The 25833-nt window shown below is 43.9% G+C and carries 19 protein-coding genes; 15 read left to right on the top strand and 4 right to left on the bottom strand.

Going from position 1 to position 25833, the window contains the following annotated elements; translation table 11 throughout:
• The first annotated feature begins 62 nt into the window (after positions 1–62).
• The gene (locus ACHUFI_RS19860; protein ID WP_394252323.1) at positions 63–1934 is read left to right on the top strand and encodes a PLP-dependent aminotransferase family protein; all 1872 of its coding nucleotides are present in this window, start codon (positions 63–65) and stop codon (positions 1932–1934) included.
• 73 nt (positions 1935–2007) lie between these two features.
• Here the strand turns inward: ACHUFI_RS19860 and ACHUFI_RS19855 are convergent, their stop codons facing one another.
• Positions 2008–2385, bottom strand: a complete 378-nt coding sequence (locus tag ACHUFI_RS19855) for an NADH:ubiquinone oxidoreductase (RefSeq protein WP_394252344.1) — start codon at positions 2383–2385, stop codon at positions 2008–2010.
• A gap of 598 nt (positions 2386–2983) precedes the next feature.
• On the opposite strand from ACHUFI_RS19855, the gene ACHUFI_RS19850 reads away from it, so the two are divergent.
• From ACHUFI_RS19850 to ACHUFI_RS19815, 8 genes are all read left to right on the top strand, one after another.
• Complete coding sequence (locus ACHUFI_RS19850; RefSeq protein WP_394252321.1) at positions 2984–4222, top strand: L-lactate MFS transporter; 1239 nt, start codon at positions 2984–2986, stop codon at positions 4220–4222.
• 74 nt (positions 4223–4296) lie between these two features.
• Positions 4297–5934 (top strand): VRR-NUC domain-containing protein, encoded by a 1638-nt coding sequence (locus ACHUFI_RS19845; RefSeq protein ID WP_394252319.1) that lies wholly within the window; start codon positions 4297–4299, stop codon positions 5932–5934.
• Between the two features lie 129 nt (positions 5935–6063).
• Complete coding sequence (locus ACHUFI_RS19840; RefSeq protein ID WP_394252317.1) at positions 6064–6822, top strand: response regulator transcription factor; 759 nt, start codon at positions 6064–6066, stop codon at positions 6820–6822.
• Positions 6819–8153 (top strand): sensor histidine kinase, encoded by a 1335-nt coding sequence (locus tag ACHUFI_RS19835; protein ID WP_394252315.1) that lies wholly within the window; start codon positions 6819–6821, stop codon positions 8151–8153. Before ACHUFI_RS19840 ends, ACHUFI_RS19835 begins: the two co-directional genes overlap by 4 nt.
• Before the next feature lie 173 nt (positions 8154–8326).
• The gene (locus ACHUFI_RS19830; RefSeq protein ID WP_394252313.1) at positions 8327–10249 is read left to right on the top strand and encodes a TonB-dependent receptor domain-containing protein; all 1923 of its coding nucleotides are present in this window, start codon (positions 8327–8329) and stop codon (positions 10247–10249) included.
• 11 nt (positions 10250–10260) lie between these two features.
• Positions 10261–11178 carry a siderophore ABC transporter substrate-binding protein gene (locus ACHUFI_RS19825; RefSeq protein ID WP_394252311.1) on the top strand — a complete coding sequence of 306 codons (918 nt, stop codon included), beginning with the start codon at positions 10261–10263 and terminating at the stop codon, positions 11176–11178.
• A gap of 162 nt (positions 11179–11340) precedes the next feature.
• On the top strand, positions 11341–13698 hold the full coding sequence (locus tag ACHUFI_RS19820; protein ID WP_394252309.1) for a fatty acid cis/trans isomerase: 2358 nt from the start codon (positions 11341–11343) through the stop codon (positions 13696–13698).
• A 21-nt stretch (positions 13699–13719) separates the two neighbouring features.
• Positions 13720–13908 (top strand): hypothetical protein, encoded by a 189-nt coding sequence (locus ACHUFI_RS19815; protein WP_394252307.1) that lies wholly within the window; start codon positions 13720–13722, stop codon positions 13906–13908.
• A gap of 88 nt (positions 13909–13996) precedes the next feature.
• On the opposite strand, the gene torS is transcribed toward ACHUFI_RS19815, so the two are convergent.
• The gene (torS, locus tag ACHUFI_RS19810; protein ID WP_394252305.1) at positions 13997–16942 is read right to left on the bottom strand and encodes a TMAO reductase system sensor histidine kinase/response regulator TorS; all 2946 of its coding nucleotides are present in this window, start codon (positions 16940–16942) and stop codon (positions 13997–13999) included.
• Positions 16943–17036: 94 nt separating this feature from the next.
• Here torS and torT point away from each other — a divergent pair, with 94 nt between their 5' ends.
• Positions 17037–18083, top strand: coding sequence for a TMAO reductase system periplasmic protein TorT (torT, locus tag ACHUFI_RS19805; protein WP_394252303.1), 1047 nt, complete (start codon positions 17037–17039; stop codon positions 18081–18083).
• Positions 18084–18093: 10 nt separating this feature from the next.
• Positions 18094–18549, top strand: coding sequence for a methylglyoxal synthase (locus ACHUFI_RS19800; RefSeq protein WP_394252301.1), 456 nt, complete (start codon positions 18094–18096; stop codon positions 18547–18549).
• Positions 18550–18628: 79 nt separating this feature from the next.
• Here ACHUFI_RS19800 and ACHUFI_RS19795 read toward each other — a convergent pair whose 3' ends face one another.
• Entirely contained in the window at positions 18629–18982 is a 354-nt protein-coding gene (locus ACHUFI_RS19795) for a VOC family protein (RefSeq protein WP_394252299.1), read from the bottom strand.
• 9 nt (positions 18983–18991) lie between these two features.
• A complete protein-coding gene (helD, locus tag ACHUFI_RS19790; RefSeq protein WP_394252297.1) occupies positions 18992–21061 on the bottom strand; it encodes a DNA helicase IV in 2070 nt (689 codons plus the stop codon).
• A 176-nt stretch (positions 21062–21237) separates the two neighbouring features.
• On the opposite strand from helD, the gene yccS reads away from it, so the two are divergent.
• From yccS to ACHUFI_RS19770, 4 genes are all read left to right on the top strand, one after another.
• Positions 21238–23391, top strand: coding sequence for a YccS family putative transporter (gene yccS / locus ACHUFI_RS19785; protein ID WP_394252295.1), 2154 nt, complete (start codon positions 21238–21240; stop codon positions 23389–23391).
• A 173-nt stretch (positions 23392–23564) separates the two neighbouring features.
• The gene (locus tag ACHUFI_RS19780; protein WP_394252346.1) at positions 23565–23855 is read left to right on the top strand and encodes a hypothetical protein; all 291 of its coding nucleotides are present in this window, start codon (positions 23565–23567) and stop codon (positions 23853–23855) included.
• Positions 23856–23934: 79 nt separating this feature from the next.
• Entirely contained in the window at positions 23935–24240 is a 306-nt protein-coding gene (locus ACHUFI_RS19775) for a hypothetical protein (RefSeq protein ID WP_394252293.1), read from the top strand.
• A gap of 169 nt (positions 24241–24409) precedes the next feature.
• Positions 24410–25669: a hydroxymethylglutaryl-CoA reductase gene (locus tag ACHUFI_RS19770; RefSeq protein ID WP_394252291.1), complete on the top strand. Its 1260-nt coding sequence runs from the start codon at positions 24410–24412 to the stop codon at positions 25667–25669.
• Positions 25670–25833: the final 164 nt, after the last annotated feature.

Genomic DNA, 25833 nt, shown 5'->3' with positions numbered 1-25833 from the left:
AGCAAATCGAAAGATTTGCACCTTGTTCCGAATAAAAAATAAATAAAATTTTGGAGCTAAACATGACTAAAAAAGACATCAAGTACGGACCGAAACAGGCACCCTGGATTGAACAAATACCCGAGTTTGCTATTGGTAGAGTTTCGCCTCCTAGTGCTGACCCTATAAAAGTCTACGATGATCGAAACTATGAGTTTGACTACGCCGAACATGCGATTAGCGGGTTCGATATAGAACTTCCGGCAACAGGGCAAACATCGCACGAACAAGACAATGCATACCAACAGATCCAAGCATTTGTCGATACGCAGAAGAGTCACTTTCTGGGGTATCAAACCGAAGAAAGGATCAAATACAAAACTCGGCTTTCGCCATTTTTGGATGTCAGTTTGAATAACGTGGGCGACCCGTTTGTTAACGGCAATTACACCATTAACACGAAATGTGTCGAGCGCTCGGTTCTCGATTACTATGCCTCGCTTTGGAACGCGAAGTGGCCGTCACAAGGTCCATATTTGGATAAGCAAGGGGAGTTTCAACCAGGCAACCCTGATAGTTATTGGGGTTACGTTTTAACAATGGGTAGTACTGAGGGAAACCTTTACGCGATGTTAAACGCCCGAGACTACCTCAGCGGCGTGATGTTGCTAGAGGAAGAAATACGTGGCGAGGACGAATCCGGTAAGACGGTTTCAAATAGCCAACTTTACGCTCACTACCCATCCCCTCCCGATCATAACCCAAACGCCTACACGCCCGTCGCCTTTTTCTCTGAAGATACCCACTACTCCATCGTAAAAGCGATGGCCGTTGAGAAAATAGACACGTTTGGCGATCTTGGTAACCGGCTGTACCCCAACGAAAACCCAGTCACGCCAAACGAACCTTGGCCGACGGAAGTACCTTCTGAACAGCCAACCCAAGCATTACCAGCAGGCTCAGGTGCGATCGATGTCGATAAGCTGATCAAATACGTAGAGTTTTTCGCAAAGCGCGGATACCCAGTGTTAGTCGTATTAAATTGCGGTACCACGTTTAAAGGTGCTTATGATGATGTGACTCAGGTTACCGACAAACTTAGAGCAGTACTCGAGAAATACGAGATGCTTGAGCGGACAGTTCCGATTGACAAAGCCGACCCTAGCAAGGGGGTTGAACAACGTACTGGCTATTGGATTCATGTCGATGGCGCGCTTGGTGCGAGCTATGTTCCTTTCATTAAAATGGCGAAAAGCTCAGGCCAGTACGACGAATTTTTCAAAGAAGAAGGGGCAGGAACAGGACCGGACTTCGATTTCAATAATGATATGATCCATTCTATTGTCACAAGCGGACATAAATGGCCAGGCGCACCTTGGCCAACGGGTGTTTATATGACCAAGCAGAAGTTCATGGTGTCACCTCCAGACAACCCTGAATATATAGGTTCACCTGACACTACATTTGCAGGCTCCCGAAACGGGCTATCTCCGTTGGTGCTGTGGGAATACTTCGCTAGAAACAGCTATCAGAAACAAGTTGAACTCGCCATGTATGGGCAAGAAATGGCGAAATACGCTCATGAGAAACTAAAAGAAGTGGCGCAGTGGCATGAAAATCAAGGTCATGCTTTACCAGAAGGGCTTTGGCTACAGCGGACGCCTCTATCTTTGTCATTGATCTTCTGCCAGCCGAACGAAGAAATTATCTTCCGTTATTCGTTAGCTAAAGAAACAGCCAAAATAGACGGTCAGGTTCGTCAATATGTACACCTATTTACGATGTGGGGAGTCACTAAGGAACTTATTGATGACCTATGCTGCGATCTAAAACATAAGGATGCCTTCAATCCAAAGATATTTAGGAAGTTGTCGAATGTCAGAACCCACCGAAAACTAGAAGCTAACTGCCTTAAACAAATTAGGCTACCAATAAAAGGACGCTCATTCCGCTAGTCATAACTAGCTTCTAGATGACACGATCAAAAAAAGCCTTCCGAAGAAGGCTTTTTCATAATTCTTTAAATGCTTATGCCGTAGCCGCATTCAATTCTTGTTGTTTCTTCTGTTTCTTTTTCGTTTCAACTCGATCGCGGTACGCAAACCAAAAGTAAGTCACAACGATAGAGAAGAACAAATAGGACAATGAGAAAATAAATGGTGACGAGATTAAGTCATTTGAAATACCCCAGCTAACACCCGCTACCGTTACTGCGATTTTAGCGAAGAAGCCGCACAGTAAAAGTACAAGCGCCAACTGTGGAAAACGAGTACTACGAAAAGCTAGCCAGTAACAGCTACCAACAGCTAAAGAAGAAATATATAAACCAAGAAGGAAAGAATGTAGGTGATCTGCAGCGGCATAACCACCAGATACAGACAGAACTAAAATTAGGATTAACTTGATCATATTTGCCTCGCAATAAAACTAGAAATGCATCCTTTCAAATTTGCAATCTCATTTTGCAGCCCATTTTCCTTGTTTTTTCGCATAATACAAGAGCATCAAAACAACAAAATGTGTACAAACATTAACCAACAAAATAGAGTTAACAAGGCATTAACAACTTGTATTTGCAAAGATACCGCCCTATCTAGCCTTTGCTTATGAACAGCGCATTTAGAATTCTTTTGTTACACAAAATTAACCTTAAAAATATTATGAAGATTTTTTGCACAATGTGATCAACGCACACTGTTCGTACCAGTGATCATTCCGTTTGAGCTAAAGCTTGGGTTTATTTGGCCTGAGAGGCGATAGTTAACAAGCAATGCAGCAATTAAAAACACAAGCACAACCTAATAAAAACAATTCTTTAACACCTCAAAATTAATTGACTCTAAACCTCAAAAAGAGATTCCAATCACATTTATATTGGTTATAATCCGCGCTCTTTTGCGCTATCAGTTGATAAACGCAAACTTATTTTGAATAATTTACACTACTAACCCGTCCATATGTGAAGAGATGATTGGCTTCAATATCGACAAAACTGAGAATTAAAATGAGCAAGATTGATAAAGCTATGCGCATCCTGCTAGCAGGTTTCTGTATCAACCTGTGTCTGGGCATCCTGTATGCTTGGAGTGTATTTAACAAAGCACTTGTTACTGACTTTGGTTGGAGTGCGGCAGAAGCTTCTTCTCCTTACGCTATCGCAACTATCACTTTCTCTGTTTGTCTTCTTGTTGCTGGTATTCTGCAAGACCGCATGGGTCCACGTAAAATTCTTATCTTAGGTACTGTATTAACAGGCTTAGGCATGATTGCATCTGGCTTTGTTAACTCACCACTTATGCTAAACATTACATTCGGTGTAATCACTGGTGCTGGTATCGGCTTCGGCTACGCATGTTTATCTCCTTCAGCAATGAAGTGGTTCCACGCTTCTAAAAAAGGCATGGTTAACGGTCTTATCGCGGCTGGTTTTGGCCTAGCGGCTATCTACCTTGCTCCACTAACTTCAATGCTAATCACTGAAATGGGTATCAACACTGCATTTATGATCCTAGGTGTAGGTGTACTTGCTATTGCTGTACCGCTTGCTTGTACAATCAACAACCCACCATCAGACTACACGCCAGTCGCGCCTAAAGTGAAAGCAGGTAAAGCACCTGTCGAAGTTAAAAAAGCAACTGACATCAGCTGGAAAGCAATGCTGAAAACACCTCAGTTCTACTCTCTATGGGTTATGTACGCATTCGCTGCATCTGTTGGTCTTATGATCATTGGTAACATCACCAACATCGCTAGCGTTCAAGCGAACCTACCTAATGCGGTTTACCTTGCTTCTATCCTAGCAATCTTCAACTCAGGCGGTCGTGTTGCTGCAGGTATCCTTTCAGATAAGATCGGCGGCGTTCGTACTCTTCTTCTTGCGTTCATTCTGCAAGGCGTGAACATGGTTCTATTCGCGACATTCAATACAGAATTTACTCTAATCATCGGTACTGCAATTGCAGCGGTTGGTTACGGTACGCTTCTAGCGGTATTCCCATCGCTAACAGCTGAATTCTATGGCCTGAAAAACTACGGTACTAACTACGGCGTTCTATACACGTCATGGGGTATCGGTGGTGCAATCGGCGCTGCAGTCGTTGGTTACTCAATGACTCACGGCGGTGGTTACGGTTTGGCTTACACTATCTCTGCAGTAATGATGGGCGTATGTATTGCTTTAGCATTCATCACTAAACCAATCACTGAAGCAAAAGCAGCAGAACTAAAAGCAGCGAACGCTTAATCTCCATAAAAGATTGAATTCAAAGCTAAAGAGCTTAACCTTAGGGTTAAGCTCTTTTTGTTTGTATTGAAATCATGATTTCTCCAAAGCCGACCGACACTATTCCAGTTCTACCTAAAGACTATTATCTTGATAACTTCCATAAGCTAATTACACATGCTCTAACTTGGTATCGTGATTTACTCACCGTTGAAGAGCAACGCTGGATAGAGCATTTCAATGTTTTAGATCGCTACGACCAATGTTTGCTGGTTCGGTTGCTTTCACGCAAAGGCACTTGGTTTCGCTGTGATAAGCTGAGCTACGAAGAAATCCCTGATTTAGCGCTTAGCGTCAAACGTTTATCTGAAGCTCGTTTTATAGACCTGAACCCAGCGATCACTCAATACGAACTTGCAAGCAACTTACTGACCAAGCCTGAAATTACCAAGCTCATTCCTGCTATTTGTGCTGATTCTTCCTACAAAAAACTGCCTAAATCAGAAATCTTAGAAAAAGTTCCAGACAGTTCATTTGATGGAACTCTCGACTTCCAGTACCTCAAGTTACTTGATGACAGCATCATTGATTTACTCTTAGCTCTATTCTTTGCCAATACCCATCAGGACCTCAGTCAGTTTGTCCTGAGCGATCTTGGCTTACACAAATTCGAGCCGTATTCGCTTTCTACTACCTGCCGTTACTTCTCGACCCGTGAGCAAGTCGAAGAGCTGCAGAGCATTAGTCATGTCAGACATGAGCACTATGCTTCAGATCGGAAGCAGTCCTCCATCTTGTTTGAGCTACTTGATCAATTGCCTAGTGAAAGTTCTCACCGTCAAACTCAAAGAAAACTTGATCACTTACTCAACGATATTGCACGCGATTTTGAACGTTTGGAAGATTACGATACCGCGCTAGCCCTGTTTTCAAAAACTTCATTACCTCCAAGCCTCGAAAGGCAAGCTCGAATTTATGATAAGCAAAATGACATCACGTCCATGCAAAACATTGTCGAAAACATGCTTACACAAGCGCACGATGTGGCGGAGTTAGAAGTCGGAGAAAAGCTCCACCAGCGTCTGCAACGTAAACTCGGCCTAAAAGTGAAAAGGCCCGAGAAACCCAATATCAACCGAATCGATTTACAGTTAGATCTAACAGACTTACGCGTTGAAATTGCGGTGAAAGAACACTTTGAACAGCAAGGCTGGACAGTTTTTTTCGCAGAGAACTGCGTGTTAAACGGGCTGTTTGGGTTGGTTTTTTGGGATGCCATTTTCGCGCCAATTGAAGGTGTATTTGTCAATGCCTACCAATACAAACCGAAAGATCTTTACCACAATGAATTTAAGTTCAAACGAGCCTCATTATTGGCGGAGTCAAAAGCGAAACTTGCCACGCAAGGCCTTCGCTATTTAGAAAACACCTATCGCACCAAATACAATACTGCGAACCCCTTTGTTGTGTGGAATACATTTACATCAGAATTACTCGAACAGTGCGTCGTCAACATCCCACCCGCTTTATTGCTCGATATGTTTGAAGTCCTTCTTAGTGACATAAAGCTCTACCGTAATGGTATGCCAGACTTGATTGCATTTCGTGAAGGCGAATTTAAATGGATTGAAGTAAAAGGCCCTGGCGATAAGCTACAAGATAATCAGCTTCGTTGGATACGTGAATTTAACCGACTCGACATCCCGTTCTCTGTCTGCTTCGTCAATCAATGAGGCCACCTTTGTAAAAGGCATAAGGCATTCCGAACCTGTCTAGACTGCGAGTGAATTCGCGCCTATTGATATTGCAATCACCAAATCATTTATTGATAATAAAAACCATTATCAATAAATGGCGTCAATATGCTCTTTTCAACTGCACACACGTTTGCTCACTCGAACACGACCAACCACTCGGCTCACGGTTCACTTCTCGTTGTGGAAGATGACATTGCATTGAATGAGCAGTTAACAGACCTCCTATCCAATCAGGGCTATCAAGTAACGAATTGCACTTGTGGGCAAGACGCATTAGATATGCTAAAGGCAAAACACTTTGATTTGATATTGCTCGATGTCGATGTTCCCAATATCGATGGGTTTAGCTTGCTTAATTTCATTCATACCAATCACAAAGCGCCTGTTATCATGCTGACCGCATACGGTGCTGAAGAGCATCGAATTCGAGGGTTTCAATCCGGAGCTGACGACTATATCTCCAAGCCTTGCAGTTTTACTGAGATCAGCTTGCGAATTGAAGCAGTGTTACGTCGAACTCGAAGTCACTTTCAGTCACCAATAGTCAATCACGCTTCGGTCGCTGAATATAAAGAACTCACACTCAATAAATCCGAACATACGGTGATTGTTCAAACTCACGAGAAACAACCCGAAATTCATCTCACGCCGATCCAATTCAAACTCCTTTGGGTTCTTATCCAGAATGCGGGTTCTATACAAAGTAAGCCTTACCTTTACCAAGCAGTACTGGAAAGAGACTTCAGCCAATACGACCGCAGCCTAGACATGCATTTAAGTCGTATTCGTAAACGTTTGATCTCTGAAGGTATGGCAAATGAAAGAATTCAAACCGTTCATGGTAAAGGGTACATAGTGAAATGAAAAAACTACTTTTCTGGCGATTATTCGTCGTTTTGTCTCTCGGTGGTGTGATCTTCTTTTCTCTGCTTCACAGCGTCACCATCTTATCCAACGAAAAAATGAGCTACATCGACAAACGATACCAACAAGAGATTCTTGATTGGGGAGCACAAGCGCAGCACTATCTAAAAAATAACCAAATCGTAGAGCTAGACCAGTGGTTAAAGCGTCTCGCCGAAGAGGAAGATACTTGGGTTACATTGGTGAAATCTGACGTGCAAACTATTGCCGGAGCTCCACTGAACGAGCGCTTTTGGAGTGGTTATGGAATAGGTCGTAATGTCGAATGGAAAATACATCTCTACTTTCCTGAGAACCCAATTATGGAAGTCGCGTTAACCCCTTCGAATCATCACTTCCTTATCATCCTTCCTGATCGTATGCGCCCAGGAACTTACATGTCTCATGCATTCTGGTTCTTCCGGGTCATCGTGCCTTTCTGCGCGTTGCTTGCACTCACCATATTTTTATACCGATATGTGATGCGTCCACTTCAGCATTTTCATCGTGCAGCTAAAGAATTCAGTAACGGTGATTATTCCGCTCGAATTGGTAATAACCTAACCTTGGGCGACGACGAAATAAGCCAAGTCGCGCGCACATTCGATCAGATGGCAGAGCGAACCTCAACGGTAATCGAACACAATCGAAACCTTATTTCAGACATGTCGCATGAAATAAGAACCCCAATTACACGCATTGAAATGGCGCTTGACTGCATTGAGCAAAACATCAAACCTGACATCATGCTTGAACGCATTAAATCAGAAATAAATGAAATGCGGACACTGGCGGAAGATACCCTGACACTGGCTTGGATCGAAAACGAAAAGCCAGATCTACGAAATGAATCCTTCGACCTTTCTGAGTTACTCGAAGCTATTGTCGATGACGCAGCTTTTGAGTTCCCTGACCGAAAGATAGATATGCGAATACCATCGACGCTGCTTCTTTCTAATTCAAGCCAAAGAGCCCTCGGGCAGGCGATTGAAAACATATTGAGAAACGGCCTAAGATACACTCCAATTAATGGGAGCCTAACGATACAAGTTGAGCAAGTCGGTAACACTGCTCAGTTATCCGTCATTGATACCGGCCCTGGGCTTCACGAAAGCCTCTATGACAAGATTTTCACACCATTTTTCCGAGCTAAAGATCAGAGAAGTACACGAAAAGGTTTTGGCGTTGGTTTGGCTCTTGCCAAACGACATATCGAAGCCGTAAAAGGAACCGTGAATGCACACAACTCTCCAAATCAAGGGCTTTGCGTAACGATAGTTTTACCTTGTTAAGCGATTAATTTCCCTTGTCCGCCCGACTATTTACAATCCCCAAAAACGAACTTCTGGGGATTTTTTATACATTAAACGGCGGATTTGTAACAGTTGTAAAATTCATTTACTCAATACTGATAAATCACCAAAATCCACACCGATAATAATTCTCATTAACATCGGAGGTTTCGGTGAAAATTAGCACTCTTTTTAAATTAAGCCCTATCGCAAGCGCAATCATGTTGGTCGCGCAGCCCACTCTTGCATCAGATGACGTTGAAGTCATTGAAGTAACAGGACAACGTGTCCAACAAAGCGATATTAGTATTTCCCTTGAAGATCTGGAAAAGCGTCAGGCCCAAGATCTAAATGACATTTTCCGTAAAGACGCAGAAGTCAGCGTTGGCGGCGCTTCAAGTATCTCACAAAAGGTTTACGTTCGTGGGCTAGAAGACACGATGCTAAACATCACCATTGATGGAGCTGAACAATCAGGAAGTCTATTTCATCACCAAGGGCGACTTTCTATTGAACCAGAGCTGCTCAAACAAGTCGATGTCAGCGCAGGCGCAGGACGTGCAACTAATGGTCCGGGAGCGCTCGGTGGTGCCATTCAATTCACCACTAAAGATGCCCACGATTTACTCCAACCTGGGCAAAAATTCGGAGCTCAGCTCAAGTCTGGTTATTATACGAATAACAGTGGTTACAAAGGCTCGGCAAGCCTATATGGTGAGGTTGCAGACCAAGTAGGTTTATTGGCTTCTCTCAGCTATGTCGATGGTGACAACATCGAAGACGGAAGAGGAGAAGAACAGCCATACACTGCCTTAGAGCAAAAAGTGGCACTAATTAAGCTTTCAGGGCAGTTAACCGAATCTCAAACCGCATCCATCAGTTATGATTACCGTGAAGATAATGGACGCCGTTTAAACCGTCCGCACTTCCAACCAAGCTTTAAAAATGATCCACTGGAGCAAGAGGCGGATCGTGAAACCTTTACCCTGAACCATGGGTACAAAGGTAGCGAATATTTAAACCTAGAATCTACCCTGTATCACACTGAAAACCGTATCGCGCACAAAGATCACCCTCGTTGGCAAACCACAGATGGCTCGATTACCACTGTTGGCGGAAAAGTCAGTAACTCAGCAAATTTAGAAAGCAATACCCTAATTTTTGGTGCTGACTACAAAAAAGATGACTCCCTTCTAAGCACAGGCTCAGGTACTGGAAAAGCTGAAGAAAAAGGAACGGTCTTTGGTCTATTCATTCAAGATGACTGGAACATTACCGACGAACTGATCGTGTCTGCCGGGGCGCGCTACGACTGGTACGAGCTTGAAGACGCACAAGGTTTAGAACTCGATGCTAAAGGTCTAAGCCCTAATGTTGGTGTCAGCTATCAAGGAACTGAAGAGTTAAACTTGTTTGCTAGCTACGCTCAAGCAATACGTGGACAACAAATCAAAGAACTGTTCATCATTGACTACAAGCCTAATGATCCAAACCGCAAAGAAGAAACCGCAGAAAACACCGAGTTTGGTGCGAAGTACCACTCCGGCGATTTCGTAGCTGGAATCACTTTCTTCTATAGCACAATTGAAGATGTGGTTGGCGACGATGGCACCTCACTCAACAACATTGGTGATTTAGATAACCAAGGGGTAAGCGCATACGCAGGCTATGCATTCTCTGAAGTTTCAGCCTACCTAAGCTACAGCCAATCCCGTCCTGAATTGAACGGCGAACCACTGTCTGATAGCCACATGAATTTAGGTACTTCTGTGGGCGACACTTGGGTTCTCGATCTGGTTTATGCGCCACTGCACGAACTTGAACTAGGTTGGACAGCAAACTTTGTAGAGCGTCTTGATAATGTAGCCGACCCATCTATCCACCCAGAGAAGCCAGGCTACGGCGTTCACGATATTTATGCCCAATGGCTCCCGCTCACCGATGAAGAACTGATACTGACCGTCAGTGTTAAAAACGTTTTCGACAAATATTACTTCGACCACGCTTCATACATGGAATACGTCGGTAGCCCAGTAGCACAAGGCTATGCTAGTGCCGGTCGTGATGTGCGTTTCAACGTTAGCTACGCATTCTAAAAGGAAGGATCATGAAAATCTTAAAAGGCTCGTTTAGCAAAGCTATCGCACTAATAACATTAATGGCACTTGCTCCATTGGCACTAGCAAAAACCATTACCGTGACTCACCCTATGGGCACTACCACCTTAGAAACCATGCCTGAGCGTGTGATCGTGCTCGGTATGGACAGTTTGGATGTGCTTGACCATTTAGGAATTGACCCAATTGGTGTCGTAAAAGCACCGATGCCGAGTTATTTAAATAAGTATCAAGCTGATGAATTCAAATCTGTTGGTTCACTTTTCGAACCTGACTTTGAAACGATTTACTCCCTGAAACCGGATCTCATTATTGTCAGCAACCGTAGCTCCGGCTCAATCGAAGAGCTGTCTAAAATTGCGCCGACCGTGCTGTTCATGGTGGACCCGCAAAATTACTGGAACACGACTCAGCAATCATGGCAGATGATAGGGCAAATCTTTGAACAAGAAGAGCGCGTTAATCGCACCATTGCTCAGCAGCAAGCTCAAATAAACGATATTCGATTGAAAACAAAAGTGTCGGCACCCAAAGCCCTAACGGTAATGAGCAACGGCGGCAACCTATCCACGTTTGGTGAACAGTCGCGTTATAGTGCGATTTATCGCTTATTTGGATTCAAAGAAGCCTCTAGCAATATCAAAACATCGACACATGGTGACGTGATTAGTTTTGAGTACATTGCTTCCGCTAATCCGGATTACTTGTTGATCTTAGATAGAGACCAAGCCATCGGCCGTGCTCAAGGGAAAGCCTTAGCTCAGTTTGATAACGCACTGATCAACAACACAAATGCCGCTCGAAACAAAAATATCGCGCACCTTAATTCCGAAGCTTGGTATATCTCGGCAAGTGGTATCACAGCGACCCAAATAATGATCGACGATATCCAATCGGTTCTCGACTAAACATCACCTTTATATCGCTATCACGGCAAAGCAAATGATGCTTTGCCGTTTATCTCTCTTCTCCGCCTACCCTATCGTTACGACCAATATCTCCCCCGCGACTATGAGCATTTTCAATCATTTGCGATATACTTAGGAAAAATTCTAATTCTCTATGTCCGCATGAATCTAAAAAAAATCTTTATATTAGCTTTCGTAAGCGTCTTTTCCGGCTGTGCTGTTTATGCCGGCCTCAATTACGACGAGTTATTTGGTAAGCCAGAAGTTCGCGACCGCACCGCTCCGGTTATATCTGCTCAAGCTCAACACTTTTTAGATGAAGTAAAACCTATCATCGATAATCGCTGTGTGGTTTGTCATGCCTGCTACGATGCGCCTTGTCAGTTAAAAATGTCGTCAGTAGACGGTATCGACCGTGGTGCGAGCAAAGAATTAGTCTACCAAGGCACGCGTTTAACAGCGTCGGCTCCAACTCGTCTATTCGAAGATGCGGTAACAACTCAAGAATGGCGAGACGCTGATTTTCACCCCATTTTGAATGAACGCATTCAAAGCCCAACCGCAAACTTAGATGCGGGCTTAATGGCCAGAATGTTACTTCAAAAAGAAAACAACCCACTACCCGATCAAGTTCAACTAGAGGATTTTGATTTCTCGGTAGACAGACAGCAAACTTGCCCAACGATTGAAGAATACGCTCAATACGAACAAGACCATCCTACGTGGGGAATGCCTTATGGTATGCCGAATCTAGAACGAGCTGAATACACGACTCTAATGAGCTGGTTAGAGAATGGCGGCATCATGAATGCGCCGCTTCCACTAACTGAAGAAGAGCTTCAGCTCGTCGCCGAGTACGAACGACTGCTAAACAAAAGTTCACGCAAAAATCAGCTTACGGCTCGATATATCTACGAACACCTGTTTTTGTCGCATTTGTATTTCTCCGAGCTTGAAGGCGAAAGCCAAACCTTCTTCAGCTTGGTTCGGTCAGCGACCCCTCCTGGCCAGCCAATACAGCGAATCTCAACACGTCGACCTTATGACGATCCAAAAGTCGATCGTGTTTTTTATCGGCTAGTCCCAGAACAAGGGACCATTGTCGACAAAACCCATATGCCATTTGCCTTAAATACTGAACGTATGAGTAATTGGAAAAAGTGGTTCATTGACGCTCCATACGTTGTCGACAAACTTCCTAGTTACCAAATCGATGTAGCAGCAAACCCAATGACGGCTTTTGAGGCCCTGCCGGTAAGTGCTCGTTTCAATTTCATGCTAGATAATGCTCAAAACACCATTATGGCGTTTATTAAAGGGCCAGTATGTCGTGGCCAGCTGGCACTGAATGTCATCAATGATCGTTTTTGGGTCGTTTTCATCGACCCAAACAAATCCGATCTACCTGAGATCAACGAGTTCTACGCCAACCAAAAAGACAACCTAAAGCTTCCAAGCGAGTTAGAAAGCAACACAGTGCCAGTCACCAACTGGGTAAGATATGCCGCTCAACAAGCTCGTTACTTAGAAGCAAAATCGGAGTTCACCAATAAATGGTTTAAAAATGGTGAGAACCTAACGACCGATGTTATTTGGCAAGGTGACGGTGTAAATGCCAATGCCGCCTTAACCGTATTCAGACACTTTGATAGTGCTTCTGTTGTTCAAGGTCTTGTCGGTGAAAAACCAAAAACCACTTGGGTTCTCGATTACGCTCTTTTAGAGCGCATCCACTACTTATTGGTTGCGGGTTTCGATGTTTATGGCAATTTTGGACATCAGCTAATCACTCGCATGTTCATGGACTTTTTACGACTTGAAGGAGAAAGTAACTTCCTGACGTTGCTGCCTAAAGAAGTTCGTCACCAAGTCCACTCCGATTGGTATCAAAACCAGAGTACTCAACTCAGTGATTTCCTACAGCGCAACATAGCGCCGTTCGATCAACCAACCGGCGTCGTATACGAAACAGAAGATTACCAATCTGAACTATACGACCAGATCATAGCTAAGTTGGCGCCAGTGCTAAGTAATCGATACGACATCGTAAACACCGGGTTCAGTGCCGAAAACGAAGCGTTACTTGACTCTATCAACCAAATCAAAGGCGAAGGGTTAACAACGGTTCCACAAATCGTCATGTTGATGATTGAAGGCGAAAATGGCAACGAACAGTTGTTTACCATGCTGCACAATAACGCCCATAGCAATATCTCTAGCCTATTTAACGAAGAAAGTAACCGAGATTACGCGAATGATGACTTGACCCTCGTGCGGGGCGTGATAGGCAGTTATCCGGCGGCTTACCTCTCCTTAGAAGAAAAAGAGATTAGTGAGCTCGTTAAAAGTCTTAAAAATCTCAAAACTGAGGAAGACTATATTAAGTTACTGGATCGCTTTGCAATTCGCAGAAGTTCCAATGAGTTTTGGCCGTTCAGTGACAGAGTTCATCAGTGGTATCAACAGAATCAACCTATCGAGTTCGGATTGCTGGACTATAATCGCTTTGAGAATCGGTAATATACTCACTGGGAGGCTCCTATGAGGATCAGAGAAAATATCGAAGCTCTTGAGCAACAAATCTACATTGCATGTTCAGAAGGAGATTATGACACTATGAACATGCTGGAGAATCAACTGGAACTTCTCAGAGGTCGTGCCGAGCATCCTTTTGACGACGATGCTAATGCCCTAGATACGCAGTTATTTTCCAATGATGATTGGTCTTGATTTGCCATCTAGATAATTCGTCTCAAGCACATTTAAAAAGCCCTCTACGTGACGTGAGGGCTTTTTTATTGTTATCCGGTATTGAATCTTAAATATAAGGTTTGAGCACTTGTATCGACTCCTTGACCAGTGCTTTTAGCTCTTCTTTCGTTTCTCGGTATTTTTCTAATGGCTGTGCGCTGGATTCCACTGCTTTACAACATTCAAGTAACGCATCCAGCCCTAAGCTACCGGCAGAGCCTTTCATTTTGTGGGCTAACGACTTTACCATAACCCCATTCTCAGAGATCAAGTTGGCGTCCAACTGCTCTAAGATCTCAAAACAACTGCTTTCAAACAGTTGAATGATTTGCGCCATTTTCTCTTTGCCTAACACGTTCAGGTCAGACTCAATAATACTCGGGTTGATGATCACCATTTCGTTCTCCTGCGATTCTTTGGCTGCTTGTTCAGCAACTACGTTAGCCTGCACATGATTAATCAGATTACTGCTTTCTGGGGCTTCTTCTGCCTGTGGTAATAACAATCTCCTACCAATCAATTGAGAGACAATCAAAGTCGCCAAGGCTTCTTTCTCTAATGGCTTAGGTAAAAAGCCATCAAAGCCAGCGGTGATGTAGCTTTCCACTTCTTCATTAAAAACATGAGCCGAAACAGCAACCATCGGAATGGCTTTTCTATTCCCTTTTGCTTCTATCGCTTTAAGCTCATGAATGAGATCATCACCGCTGCAATCAGGTAAGTTGATATCAACTAAGGCGATATCAAAGGCTTCCTGTTCAAAGACTTCTTTCGCTTGGGTTCCTGATTCGGCCATCACAACCTGATGACCAAGGCTACTTAGAAAGCCTTCTCCAACAATGCGGTTAACTGGATTATCTTCAATCAAAAGTACCTTGGCACGTACTTGCTCTTTTGGTGCTTCAATCTTAGACACGGAAACTTCCCTGCCCTCTTCCAATTCAATCGAGAACCAAAATCGACTTCCGTCCCCCTCAACAGATTCAACGCTAATATCCCCACCCATCGCTTGCATAATTCGCTTACTAATGGCCAACCCTAACCCCGTGCCACCGGGTTTATGATGACCTGAACTTGCTTGGGTAAAAGCATCGAATAATCCATGCTGCTCTGATTCTGAAATACCAACGCCGGTATCCGAAACTTCAAAGAGCAAAGTGTCCGGTTTTTCTAAATCAAGGCTGATGTAAATATCCACTGAGCCTTCGTCGGTAAACTTGATCGCGTTCCCCACCAAGTTATTCAAGATCTGGCTAAGGCGCGTAGAATCACCACGCCAAAACTTTGGAACGTCACTTTCGATAAAGTAGCTAAAATCGAGGGACTTCTCTTTAGCTCTTCCTTCCATCAACTGGTAGGTGTCTTGAACCATTTGATGGAGATCGAACGATGCAAGGCGAATCTCCAGATGACCCGCTTCGATTTTCGAGTAATCCAACACATCATTCAAAATCGCCAGTAGGTTTTTACCACTTCGGTTAATGATATCTGCATAACCTAACTGCAGCGTATTCAATCCAGTGTCTTTCAACAGACGCGCAGTCCCCAATACCCCGTTCATCGGGGTACGAATTTCATGGCTCATCGTTGCGAGAAACGCCGACTTAGCACGGTTAGCTTGCTCTGCTGCTGAACGAGCTTTTGCATGGTTGAGCACTTCGACGTTTAATCGCTCATTGGTTTTTTGAAGCTGGTAAGTTCGCTCAGTGACTAACTCTTCTAGATGCTCTTTATGATCTTCTAGCTCTCGCTTAGCTTTCGCTTCACCTACCGCTACAACTTGCAGCGCCTGAGCAGTATTTCGCGCCGTAATGATCGCCTGACCAATATGCGCCAGTTCATCATTGCCTTTCACTGGGATATCAATATTCAATCTCCCTTGCGCGATAGACATCAGTGCCGCTGAATACTCGGTCAGCCTTTTCACTACCGAGACATAGACGACGCGCCACACAATGAAAGCGACAATAATGAGACCAAAAATTGAAATGATAGAAAGTGACCACTGGGCATATTGTAAGGTCGTTGTTAGCTCTTCGACCGCTTCAGTGGTACTTGCATTAGAGTCGTCCACCAGCGTATTAACTGTGGTATTAAGCTGCGCGAACAACTCCAGCGTGTTCTGCATCAAATAATCAGATTGTTGCTCGTTTTCGTATTTTTTTAATAAGATATCAAAGACAACTTGTCGCTGACCCAAACTACTCAGTAACACCGACATTTGTTCTGAACGAGTCGGATCTTCTACCGCCTTAACCCGACGCTTCATGATTTTCAAGTTAGATTCAAATTCGGATTGGATTTGGTGAATACGCTCAACGTTGGTCACGGTTTGCGTTTCTTCGATTTGATTCAACATCCGAAATGCCAACAGGTGCAATTCATGCAAGCGTTCTGAAAGGTCAAGGTCGACCTCAACAAGCGCATCCAGGGCTTGATACGCCTTGTCCATTTGCTGAGTTTCTAACAAGTCATAAATATGGGTAACGTTAGCAACAGCAATCGTGCTGGTGTTCAATACTTGTGTGCGAGTGAGCTGCTCAAGTTCTTCACCTAATTGGCGCATCTCCTCTACTCGAGAGTTCAACTCTTTGGTGAGCCATAGTTTTCTTTCAACAGACACGCCCAACTCAGCCAGTGTATCGATAACACTTTGTACGTGAGTTTCTAGCTTATTGAGAAGTTCAGAGTCAAACGAATCGACTCCAAGTTCTTTAATGTGTTTGAGTAAAGATTCAAGTTGGTCGAACAGAACCGTCCCTGCCGCTTTTCTCTCTTTTTCATTTTTGGCGTTGGTTAACGTTTGCACCGAGGAAATAATACGAGAACTGAGCTCAGATACTTGCCTTGCTTCAATCATCGCAGGTAAAGCAGAGTCAACAACATTTCGCTCTGTTTTGGCAACAAAGCTAAAACCCGACACCCCGATCAACGCGGAGAGCATTACTAGCATTGCCATCGCAATAAAAGAAACCAGTAACTTCCGACCTATACTCGCCGTCGCTAACAACATATTCCCTAAACCCTAAAATCGTTCTTCTTTACCCTTGCAGAATACGCTATATTTTGCAGTGTTTACTTAACCAATGCCAATAAACTGCTTATTCATGCCAATCAAACGCGCCGCTTTATCATTATTTCTTACTTCATGTGGGGCTACGTTTGCTCTCACTGCTTCTGCATCACAAACCAATCAACAACAAACGCCTGAGAAAGTCTGCGCGATTTACCCTCACTTGAAGGACTCATACTGGTTATCCATCAACTATGGAATGGTATCGGAAGCGAGAAAAGAAGGCATTCAGCTAAGAGTTTTAGAAGCAGGTGGCTACCCAAATAAAGTCAAACAACAGTCTCAAATGGAGCTCTGTACTCGTTGGGGCGCTGACGCCATCATTCTAGGCACTGTCTCGCCGGATGCTTTTTACAATAATCTCAGCTCTTGGGTCGGGCAAACGCCTGTATTCGCTACGGTTAACAACCTTTCCTTAGACGAAGAGCAGTCTAAATTACTCAAAGGCACCGTAGGCGTCGATTGGTATGAGATGGGATATAAAGCCGGTAAATTCTTAGCGCAAAAACACCCTGCAGGTTCAGGAAAAACAGATATCGCTTTGTTACTAGGCCCACAATCCAGCGGTGGAACCAAACCCGTTGCGCTTGGTTTCTTTGATGCAATCGAAAATAGTGACATCAACATCGAAATTAGCTATTGGGCAGACAACGACAAGGAGCTACAGCGCAATTTAGTGCAGCGTGTCATTGATTTGCCAGATATTCAGTATATTGTAGGTAGTGCTGTGGCGATCGAAGCGGCGATCAGTGAGCTTAGAGCGGCTAATAAAACCAAAGAGATAGGCTTAGTCTCAAGTTACTTGAGTCATGGTATTTATCGCGGCCTGCTACGAGAAAAAGTACTCTTTGCACCCACTGATAAAATGGTTGAACAAGGAAGGCTCTCTGTTCATCAAGCCGTGCGTTATCTTCGAGGCCAGGGCTATGACGTCAAAGCAGCACCTACAATCGAACCACTGACCCACTCTACTTTACAAGGAGATATCATTGCTGACTCCTTATCTCCTTCTGAGTATCGACCAATTTTTAATGTCGATGGCGGTGGTAAAAACGTGAAACAGAAAACGAATAATAATTAGGGAACACTTAATGCAAAAAACGACTCGCACTATGCCAGCCCATAAACATATCGCACTTGTTGCTCACGACAATTGCAAGCCAGAGCTTCTTAGATGGGTAACTGAAAACAAAGAAAAGCTACAAAAGCACTTTTTGTTTGCGACAGGTACAACGGGCTCGATGCTAAGTAAAGAAACCGGGTTAGCCATTAAAAGTATGATCAGCGGCCCTATGGGGGGCGATCAACAACTTGGTGCGCTTATCTCTGAAGGTAAAATAGATATGCTCGTTTTCTTCTGGGATCCTCTCAACGCTGTACCTCATGACCCAGATGTAAAGGCACTTCTTCGTATTGCAAGTGTGTGGAATATTCCTGTGGCCGCTAACCGAGCGACCGCAAACTTTCTATTCACCTCTACCTTGCTAGAAGGTGAAGTCGATATCGAAATTCCGGATTACGAAGCGTACCTGTCTCAGCGTACCTAATCACGGATTCCAATCGTCAAAAAGCCAGTGAAAACACTGGCTTTTTTTGTTTTTACTGCGGTGTTACTGAGCAAGCTAACTACTTATCACTCCAAACCGCCATTTCGTTACCACTTGGTTCAATGAAATGAAAACGGCGCCCACCAGGGAATGAAAAAATATCTCGGTTGATTTGGCCATTAGCTTTTTGTACATCACTTAACGTACTTTCTAGATCATTACTGTAGAACACCATCAGTGCCCCACCGTTACTTGCACTGGATGACAACTCTGCAGCGTAAAACCCGCCGGTTAACCCTTTAGCAGTAAAAGCGGCATATTCGTCACCATAATCTTCAAAATCCCATTCAAACACCTGACTAAAAAATGCTTTGGTTGCAGGGATATCTTTTGCTGCAAACTCAATGTAATTAATTGAACCGTGTTCTAACATCCGAAATCCTTATCTTTTCTTTATCACCGGGTAGTCATTCTCGTTCAACTCTTGAACGAACCCAGACCCATCCCCACTATGAGTTACCCAAACTTTTTCTTTAGCTCGAGTCATCGCCACATAGAAAAGTCGACGCTCTTCAGCATAAGGGAAATTATCTGATGACTGAGTTAACGCACCATCAATATGCAGCTGCTTTTTCTTCGTTGGAAACTGACCTTCGTCAACCGAAAGTATAATGACAAAATCAGCTTCTTTACCTTTACTTGCATGACAAGTCATAAAACTGATGTCAATTGAACGATAGATTTTTCGCCAGTCTTCTAATAGCTCTGGTTTATGGTAATGATTGCGCCCTAGCAACAATACAGACTTAGGCTTCTTAGCTTGAGCGTTGATCTGATCTAAGATCTTCTCGACATCTTTACTTGGCGCTGTATAAACAGACTTTTGCTTCTGTTGCTTAAAGCTATTGAGTGTTTTAGGCAACTGTTTCGGGTTTTCTTGAATAAACCGGTTCGCCACTTCCCCTAACGTATTGTTAAAGCGATAAGTAGTATCTAAGTGATGGACGGTCGAGCTTTCAAACCTTTCTTTAAATCCAGTCGTCAGATCTACATCAGAGCCCGCAAACTGATAAATAGATTGCCAATCATCGCCGACAGCAAAAATGGAGGCTTTAGGTTCAGAGTCAGATTGAGAACATAAAGCCTCAACCAAGGCCAGACGATCCGGAGAGATATCTTGGTACTCATCAATCATGATGAACTTCCAAGGCGACACAAAACGCCCTTTCTCTACATACTGGGTCGCGCGACTTATCATTGTCGAGAAATCAATGTGCTTCTGTTCTTTCAGCATTTTTTGCCAAGCTGAGACACATGGCCAACATAGAGCGAGTTCACTATTAAGGCGCGTATAGTCTTGATGGTCTACAAGCTGTTGCTGAACCTCTTTTTTAGTAAGCCCTGATGCGACTAATTGCTCCAGCTGAGTTTCTAACCAACTGATCAGCTTTGGATTAGACGCATGGCTACCGAGCTCGTCGTCACCCGTTAAGTACGCAATCGGCCATTTGGATAAGTGTTTTTGCCAACGTTTGAAATTGGTTGGTGTCATCCAATGCTTCTTCAACCAATCAATGCACCAGGCTTGTTTTTGATTACTGTCTAACGCGATAGGAGAAATAACGACAGGTTCAGACTCCACCTGGTTGAGGATTTTCAAACCAAGTTGATGGAATGTGTTTACTTGAACTTGCTCTGCAGATAAGCCGACTTTGTCGTCTAAACGCTGCTTCATCTCTTCGGCGGCTTCTCGTCCAAACGCTAAAAGTAGCAACTGCTCCGCTTGAGCTTGGTGGCTTTGCAGTAAATAGGCCACTCGAGCGGTAAGTACGCTGGTTTTACCGGAACCCGCCCCCGCCAATATAAGATTATGATCATCATTCAGCAGCACCGCATATTGCTGTGACACGTTTAATGGCGACGATTCACATTGAGAAAAGAGGACTTGCCAGTTCTCCCTTTCTTGATCTAACCAATGTTGATTTCTATCTTTGAGCGTTTCAAATGAATCATTCAACCAAGGCTGCAGCTTGTCGATACGATGAGGAAGTCGTTGCTCCGCTTCTTCAAGCGTCATCGACATAGCTCCTAAGTCTTGTTCGACTTGGTTCACCCAAGTCGACAACTTGGAATTAGACAAAAACGCAGGTAACTTTTCCAAACGATGGAGTTCAGATTCCCATTGAGGTAAATGTAAAACGAGCTGCTCGCATTGTTTGTTGTGCCACTGTTGGTAAGCCGCAATGGCGGTACGTGCAAACTTTCTGCATTTGTCCCAAGGTAACCCTTGAACTAGCCAGCTTCGTTCCACCCCGTCATTTGTGTGAGCGAAGAATTGCAACGAACCCCAGAAGATCCCACGACGCACCGCTACCTTCCCGTTCCAAACGGTAAACGGAATCCGCTCTTCACTTCCGATGGAAGAGAGCAGCAGTTTGTGCTCGTCGAGTTCTACTTGGTGATATTCATTTTGAATAAAAAACTGTGCAGTCTTATTCGCGCTCAGCTGCATTTTTGTTCGCTCTTAGTCTGGGGATACTCGATTTATATCACGATGCTAAAGGAAATAATAATGTCACGCTGCCTATTGGTGATTTCCTGAACATCTAATGGTAATTCTGAATCTGAATCATAATCTTATTGTTGATTTCTGCTAGGATTGTGGTTTTCCCTAGTCAGTGAATCACAGTGTCGTTGTCCGCAAATTTACGCCTCTATTGGGCCAATAAAACCTTTAACTACAGTGTCTTGATATTAATCACTTTACTGGGGGTTGTCGTACCCGCTTGGTACTTTGAACAAAACACGCTCATTACACCTTTGATACTCGGCGTAATCGCCGCTGCACTTGCGGAAAGTGATGACAGTTTCACTGGCCGCCTCAAAGCGCTCACGCTCACGTTCATCTGTTTTGCGATCGCCGCTTTCTCAATCGAATTGTTATTCAACACGCCAATCCTGTTCGCGATTGGTTTATTCGCCTCTACTTTTGCGTTCATCATACTTGGCGCGATTGGGCCCAAATACGCGAGCATCGCTTTTGGTTCACTGCTCATTGCCATTTACGCCATGCTTGGTGCTCACGAGAGCGAAAACCTATGGTTCCAGCCTTTGCTGCTTCTTTCTGGTGCCGCTTGGTACTATTTCATGTCGATGATTTGGCAAATAATTTGGCCAATGCAGCCTGTTCAACAAAACCTTGCCAATGTTTTTTCTGAAGTTGCTAACTACATGGACTCAAAGTCAGAGCTATTCCACCCAGTTCGTGACTTAACACCGCAGCCTTTTCGTATTACGGAAGCGAAGCTCAATGCCAGTACCGTATTAGCTTTAAACACCTGTAAGTTAACGTTATTAAATCGCTCAAAGCGAGGTCACATTGATGGACCTAGTGACCGATTTTTGAATATCTATTTTATGGCGCAAGACATTCATGAACGGGTAAGTTCTAGCCATTACCGATACCAAGAGCTCGCTCAGCATTTTGAACGTTCTGACATACTATTCCGCTTCAAATACCTACTTGAAGCTCAGGCTAATGCGTGTCGTGATATTGCAAATTCCCTACAGCTTGGAACTGAATACCAACATAGCGATAAATCAATGATGGCGCTGGATGAGTTGCAATCGTCACTCATGCATTTAGAACAGCAAAATAACCCACAGTGGAAAGCCTTACTTGGACAACTAGGCTACCTGTTCAATAACTTGGCGACCGTTGAAAAGCAACTTTCTAACATCAACAACCCTGATGCCGAGAAGCTTGAAGAAGACACGTTAGATGACACCAACCCACATAACTTGAAAGCAATGTGGCTAAAGATCAAAGCGAACTTAAACAAAGATTCAATGTTGTTTCGACATGCAATACGTATGTCTCTAGCCCTCACCGCCGGTTATGCCATCATTCAAGGGTTTGATATTGAGCGAGGATACTGGATTCTGCTAACAACCTTATTTGTGTGTCAGCCAAACTACAGTGCAACCCGTCAAAAACTCACTGCTCGTGTCTTAGGGACTCTGGCAGGTTTGCTGATTGGTGTGCCATTACTGACATTCTTCCCATCGCAAGGAAGCCAGTTGGTGTTTATTGTGATTTCCGGGGTTATGTTCTTTGCCTTCAGGATCAACAACTATAGTTTTGCCACTGGCTTCATCACTTTATTAGTGCTGTTTTGTTTCAATCAATTAGGCGAAGGGTATGCCGTAGTATTACCAAGGCTTGCCGATACATTAATTGGCTGCGGCCTCGCAGTACTGGCTGTCATGTATATTCTACCCGACTGGCAATCTAAACGATTACACCGAGTGATGGCCGACGCGGTTGACTCAAATAAACTCTATTTAGGGCAAATCATCGGCCAATATCGAATTGGTAAAAAAGACAATCTCAGTTATCGAATTGCCCGCCGTAGCGCCCACAACCATGATGCGAACTTAACGTCGGTGATCAGCAGCATGCTTGTAGAGCCGGGAAAATATCGAACGCTGGTTGATGAGAGTTTTCGCTTCTTAACTCTGAACCACGCGCTACTCAGCTACATTTCCGCTCTTGGCGCACACCGAACTCGAATTTCAGATGAGAGCACCCACAAACTTGTGTTGGATGCGCACCGTGTTATTCACCAGCACTTAGAAGCCTTGCAATCCCAGCTATACAGTCATTGTGAAGAGTGCGACGTAAGCAATATTCACGACCCAGATTTGGATAAGCGGCTAACGGAGTGGCGAGAAGAAGACGAAAGTTCCGTTCGAATGGTGCTACAACAGCTTCACCTGATTTATCGAATGCTTCCGGAACTGCACACACTAGCCACTAAATTCGCGGTGAAAGTGAGTTAGCGCTGTTTCATTACCCCATTCAATGCACCAATTTCCTGTTATCAGCTTGTTTCATAATTGGTGCATTTTCCCTTCCTGATTTACTTTTCATTGACCTTCCCTGACAGTTCTCGGACAAAAAGTGAGCACCAAAACTTATAGTGGTCATCATCATTTGGAAAATGAGTTTTGTTATGAAAGGAACTCACTCAAACTCCAACATTTTTCAGAGCTTAAAACTAAAAAACCTTCAAGAACACAATACAGTAGAAAACGCTCAACTCGTCAACACTGCCGTTCAACGAGAAGCTAAGGTTAGCGCTATGAATACACAACAATTTGAAGCATTAAAACAGCAATTACAGTTACTCACACCACAACAGCTCAAGTCGCTACAAGGTGAAATACATCAATCTCTTGATGTTCAACCGACCGACATCGTGACAGACGAAGAGCACTCAATGATCTCAGCGCTGTTCAACTAAACGGTTTTACACGGTAGAGGTTGCGTACAATATTTCACCGTTCTAAACTTACAATGTAAGTTTGTGCTTTGAGGTCATTATGCCAATTTCAGGGGTTCAATCAGGTTATCAGCTGATACAGCAGTCATCTAAGATGGCTGAAGAAGCTGCGCTTGAAGCAAACCAAGCCTCTGAATACGAACAAGAGCGCAATGATCTTTCTTTCAATAAAGTTGACTTGCCTAAAGAAGAATCCAAAGACGAGTCTTCTTCACCTCCGCCTCCTGCGTCTCACTCCGATGCTTTAATGAAACTGAATCAAAGCTCAAGCTACAACCGTATTGGCGCGAGTGTCGTCGAACGTAACAATGAAGTCATAGGTAGCTTACTTGATATTCATATCTAGCATCTGCTCGTTAAATCAATGTAACTGGTGTTAATGGTGACACCCATTCTGTGCAAATAACCTACGATTTATCTTGCCAAGCGGATCAAACTGTAACTCCTTATATCCAGCGCTTGTTTCTGAGATTTTACTCGGTAAAATCAGCGCAAAATAATAATCTAATAAGACTATGCCAAAACTCAATCTGCACCGCCGTGACTATGTTTCCATCTTAGGAGGCGATATCTCCGCAGACGAATTAGAGCTTAAACTCGAACCTAATTTTTCAAAGCCTGCCAATAAGCTTACCCCTAGCCCATTTTTAACTGAAAAAAATATCGACAGACGCTGGGCATCCATTGACTTGCCGGATGCTCAAAGTGAACTGCTCGATCCCCATACTCAGCAGCAGTGCCTAGCCTATCAAAAGAACATTGAACACTTTGTCGGTACAGTGAAAGTACCGGTGGGCATTGCAGGCCCGCTGCGCGTCCATGGGTTATTTGCAAAAGGTGACTATCTCGTTCCGTTAGCGACGACTGAAGCCGCTTTAGTTGCCTCATACAACAGAGGTTCTCAATTGCTCACCGCCTGTGGCGGAGCAAGCGCAATGTTATTGAACGAAGGGGTAACAAGAACACCAGGTTTTGCATTTTATGGTTTGGTTGAAGCGGGTCAGTTTGTTGCTTGGGCAGTGACTCAATACGAAACCTTCAAAGAATTAGCTGAAGCGACTACCTCTCACGGCAAGCTCACCGACATTAATATTAATATCGAAGGCAACCATGTTTACTTGGTATTTGAGTTTTTGACAGGCGACGCTTCAGGTCAAAACATGGTGACCATCGCAACGAATGCGGTATTTGAATACATCATTCACAATACGCCTGTTAAGCCAGAATACGCTTTTCTAGATGGAAATTTGTCTGGTGACAAAAAAGCTAATTCACAAACCTTACGTAGTGTACGCGGTAAAAAAGTCACCGCCGAAGTGCACATTCCAGCGGAGTTGGTGAAAAAGTATTTACATACGACCCCAGAAAAAATGATGCAGTTTGGCCAGATGACGACTGTCGGGGGAGCTTTAAGCGGCACTATTGGTATCAACGCGCATTATGCGAATGCGCTAGCCGCGTTATACATTGCATGCGGTCAAGATGCAGCGTGCGTTGCTGAATCTGCCATCGGCATGACCCGTATGGAGCTGAACAAAAAAGGAGACTTGTACGCCAGTGTCACACTACCAAACTTAATGCTTGGTACTGTGGGGGGAGGTACAAGCTTACCAAGCCAAAAGGCCTGTCTCGATTTGATGGGGTTACATGGTAACGGAAACTCTCAAGCGCTCGCGGAAGTGTGTGCTGCACTGTGTTTGGCTGGGGAGTTATCCATTGTAGGTGCGTTCTGCGCAGGTCACTTCTCAAGAGCCCATCATAAACTCGCTCGCTAATATTCATCTGAAGTCTTAGCTCTTTCTATCTCAGAGAGAGCTAAGCCCCATAACTCATAAGACCTTTCATAAATAGCAACAATTATCATTTGCAAATGATAACTTTACCACTATGATAAGACTCAGTGATCATTAACTGGATTTTATCGATTGTTGCGTTCTTT

This window comes from Vibrio profundi, from assembly GCF_043642225.1.
Lineage (GTDB): Bacteria > Pseudomonadota > Gammaproteobacteria > Enterobacterales > Vibrionaceae > Vibrio > Vibrio profundi_A.
Note: the sequence above shows the minus strand (reverse complement) of the source record. Positions and strands in the feature narration are given on the sequence as shown.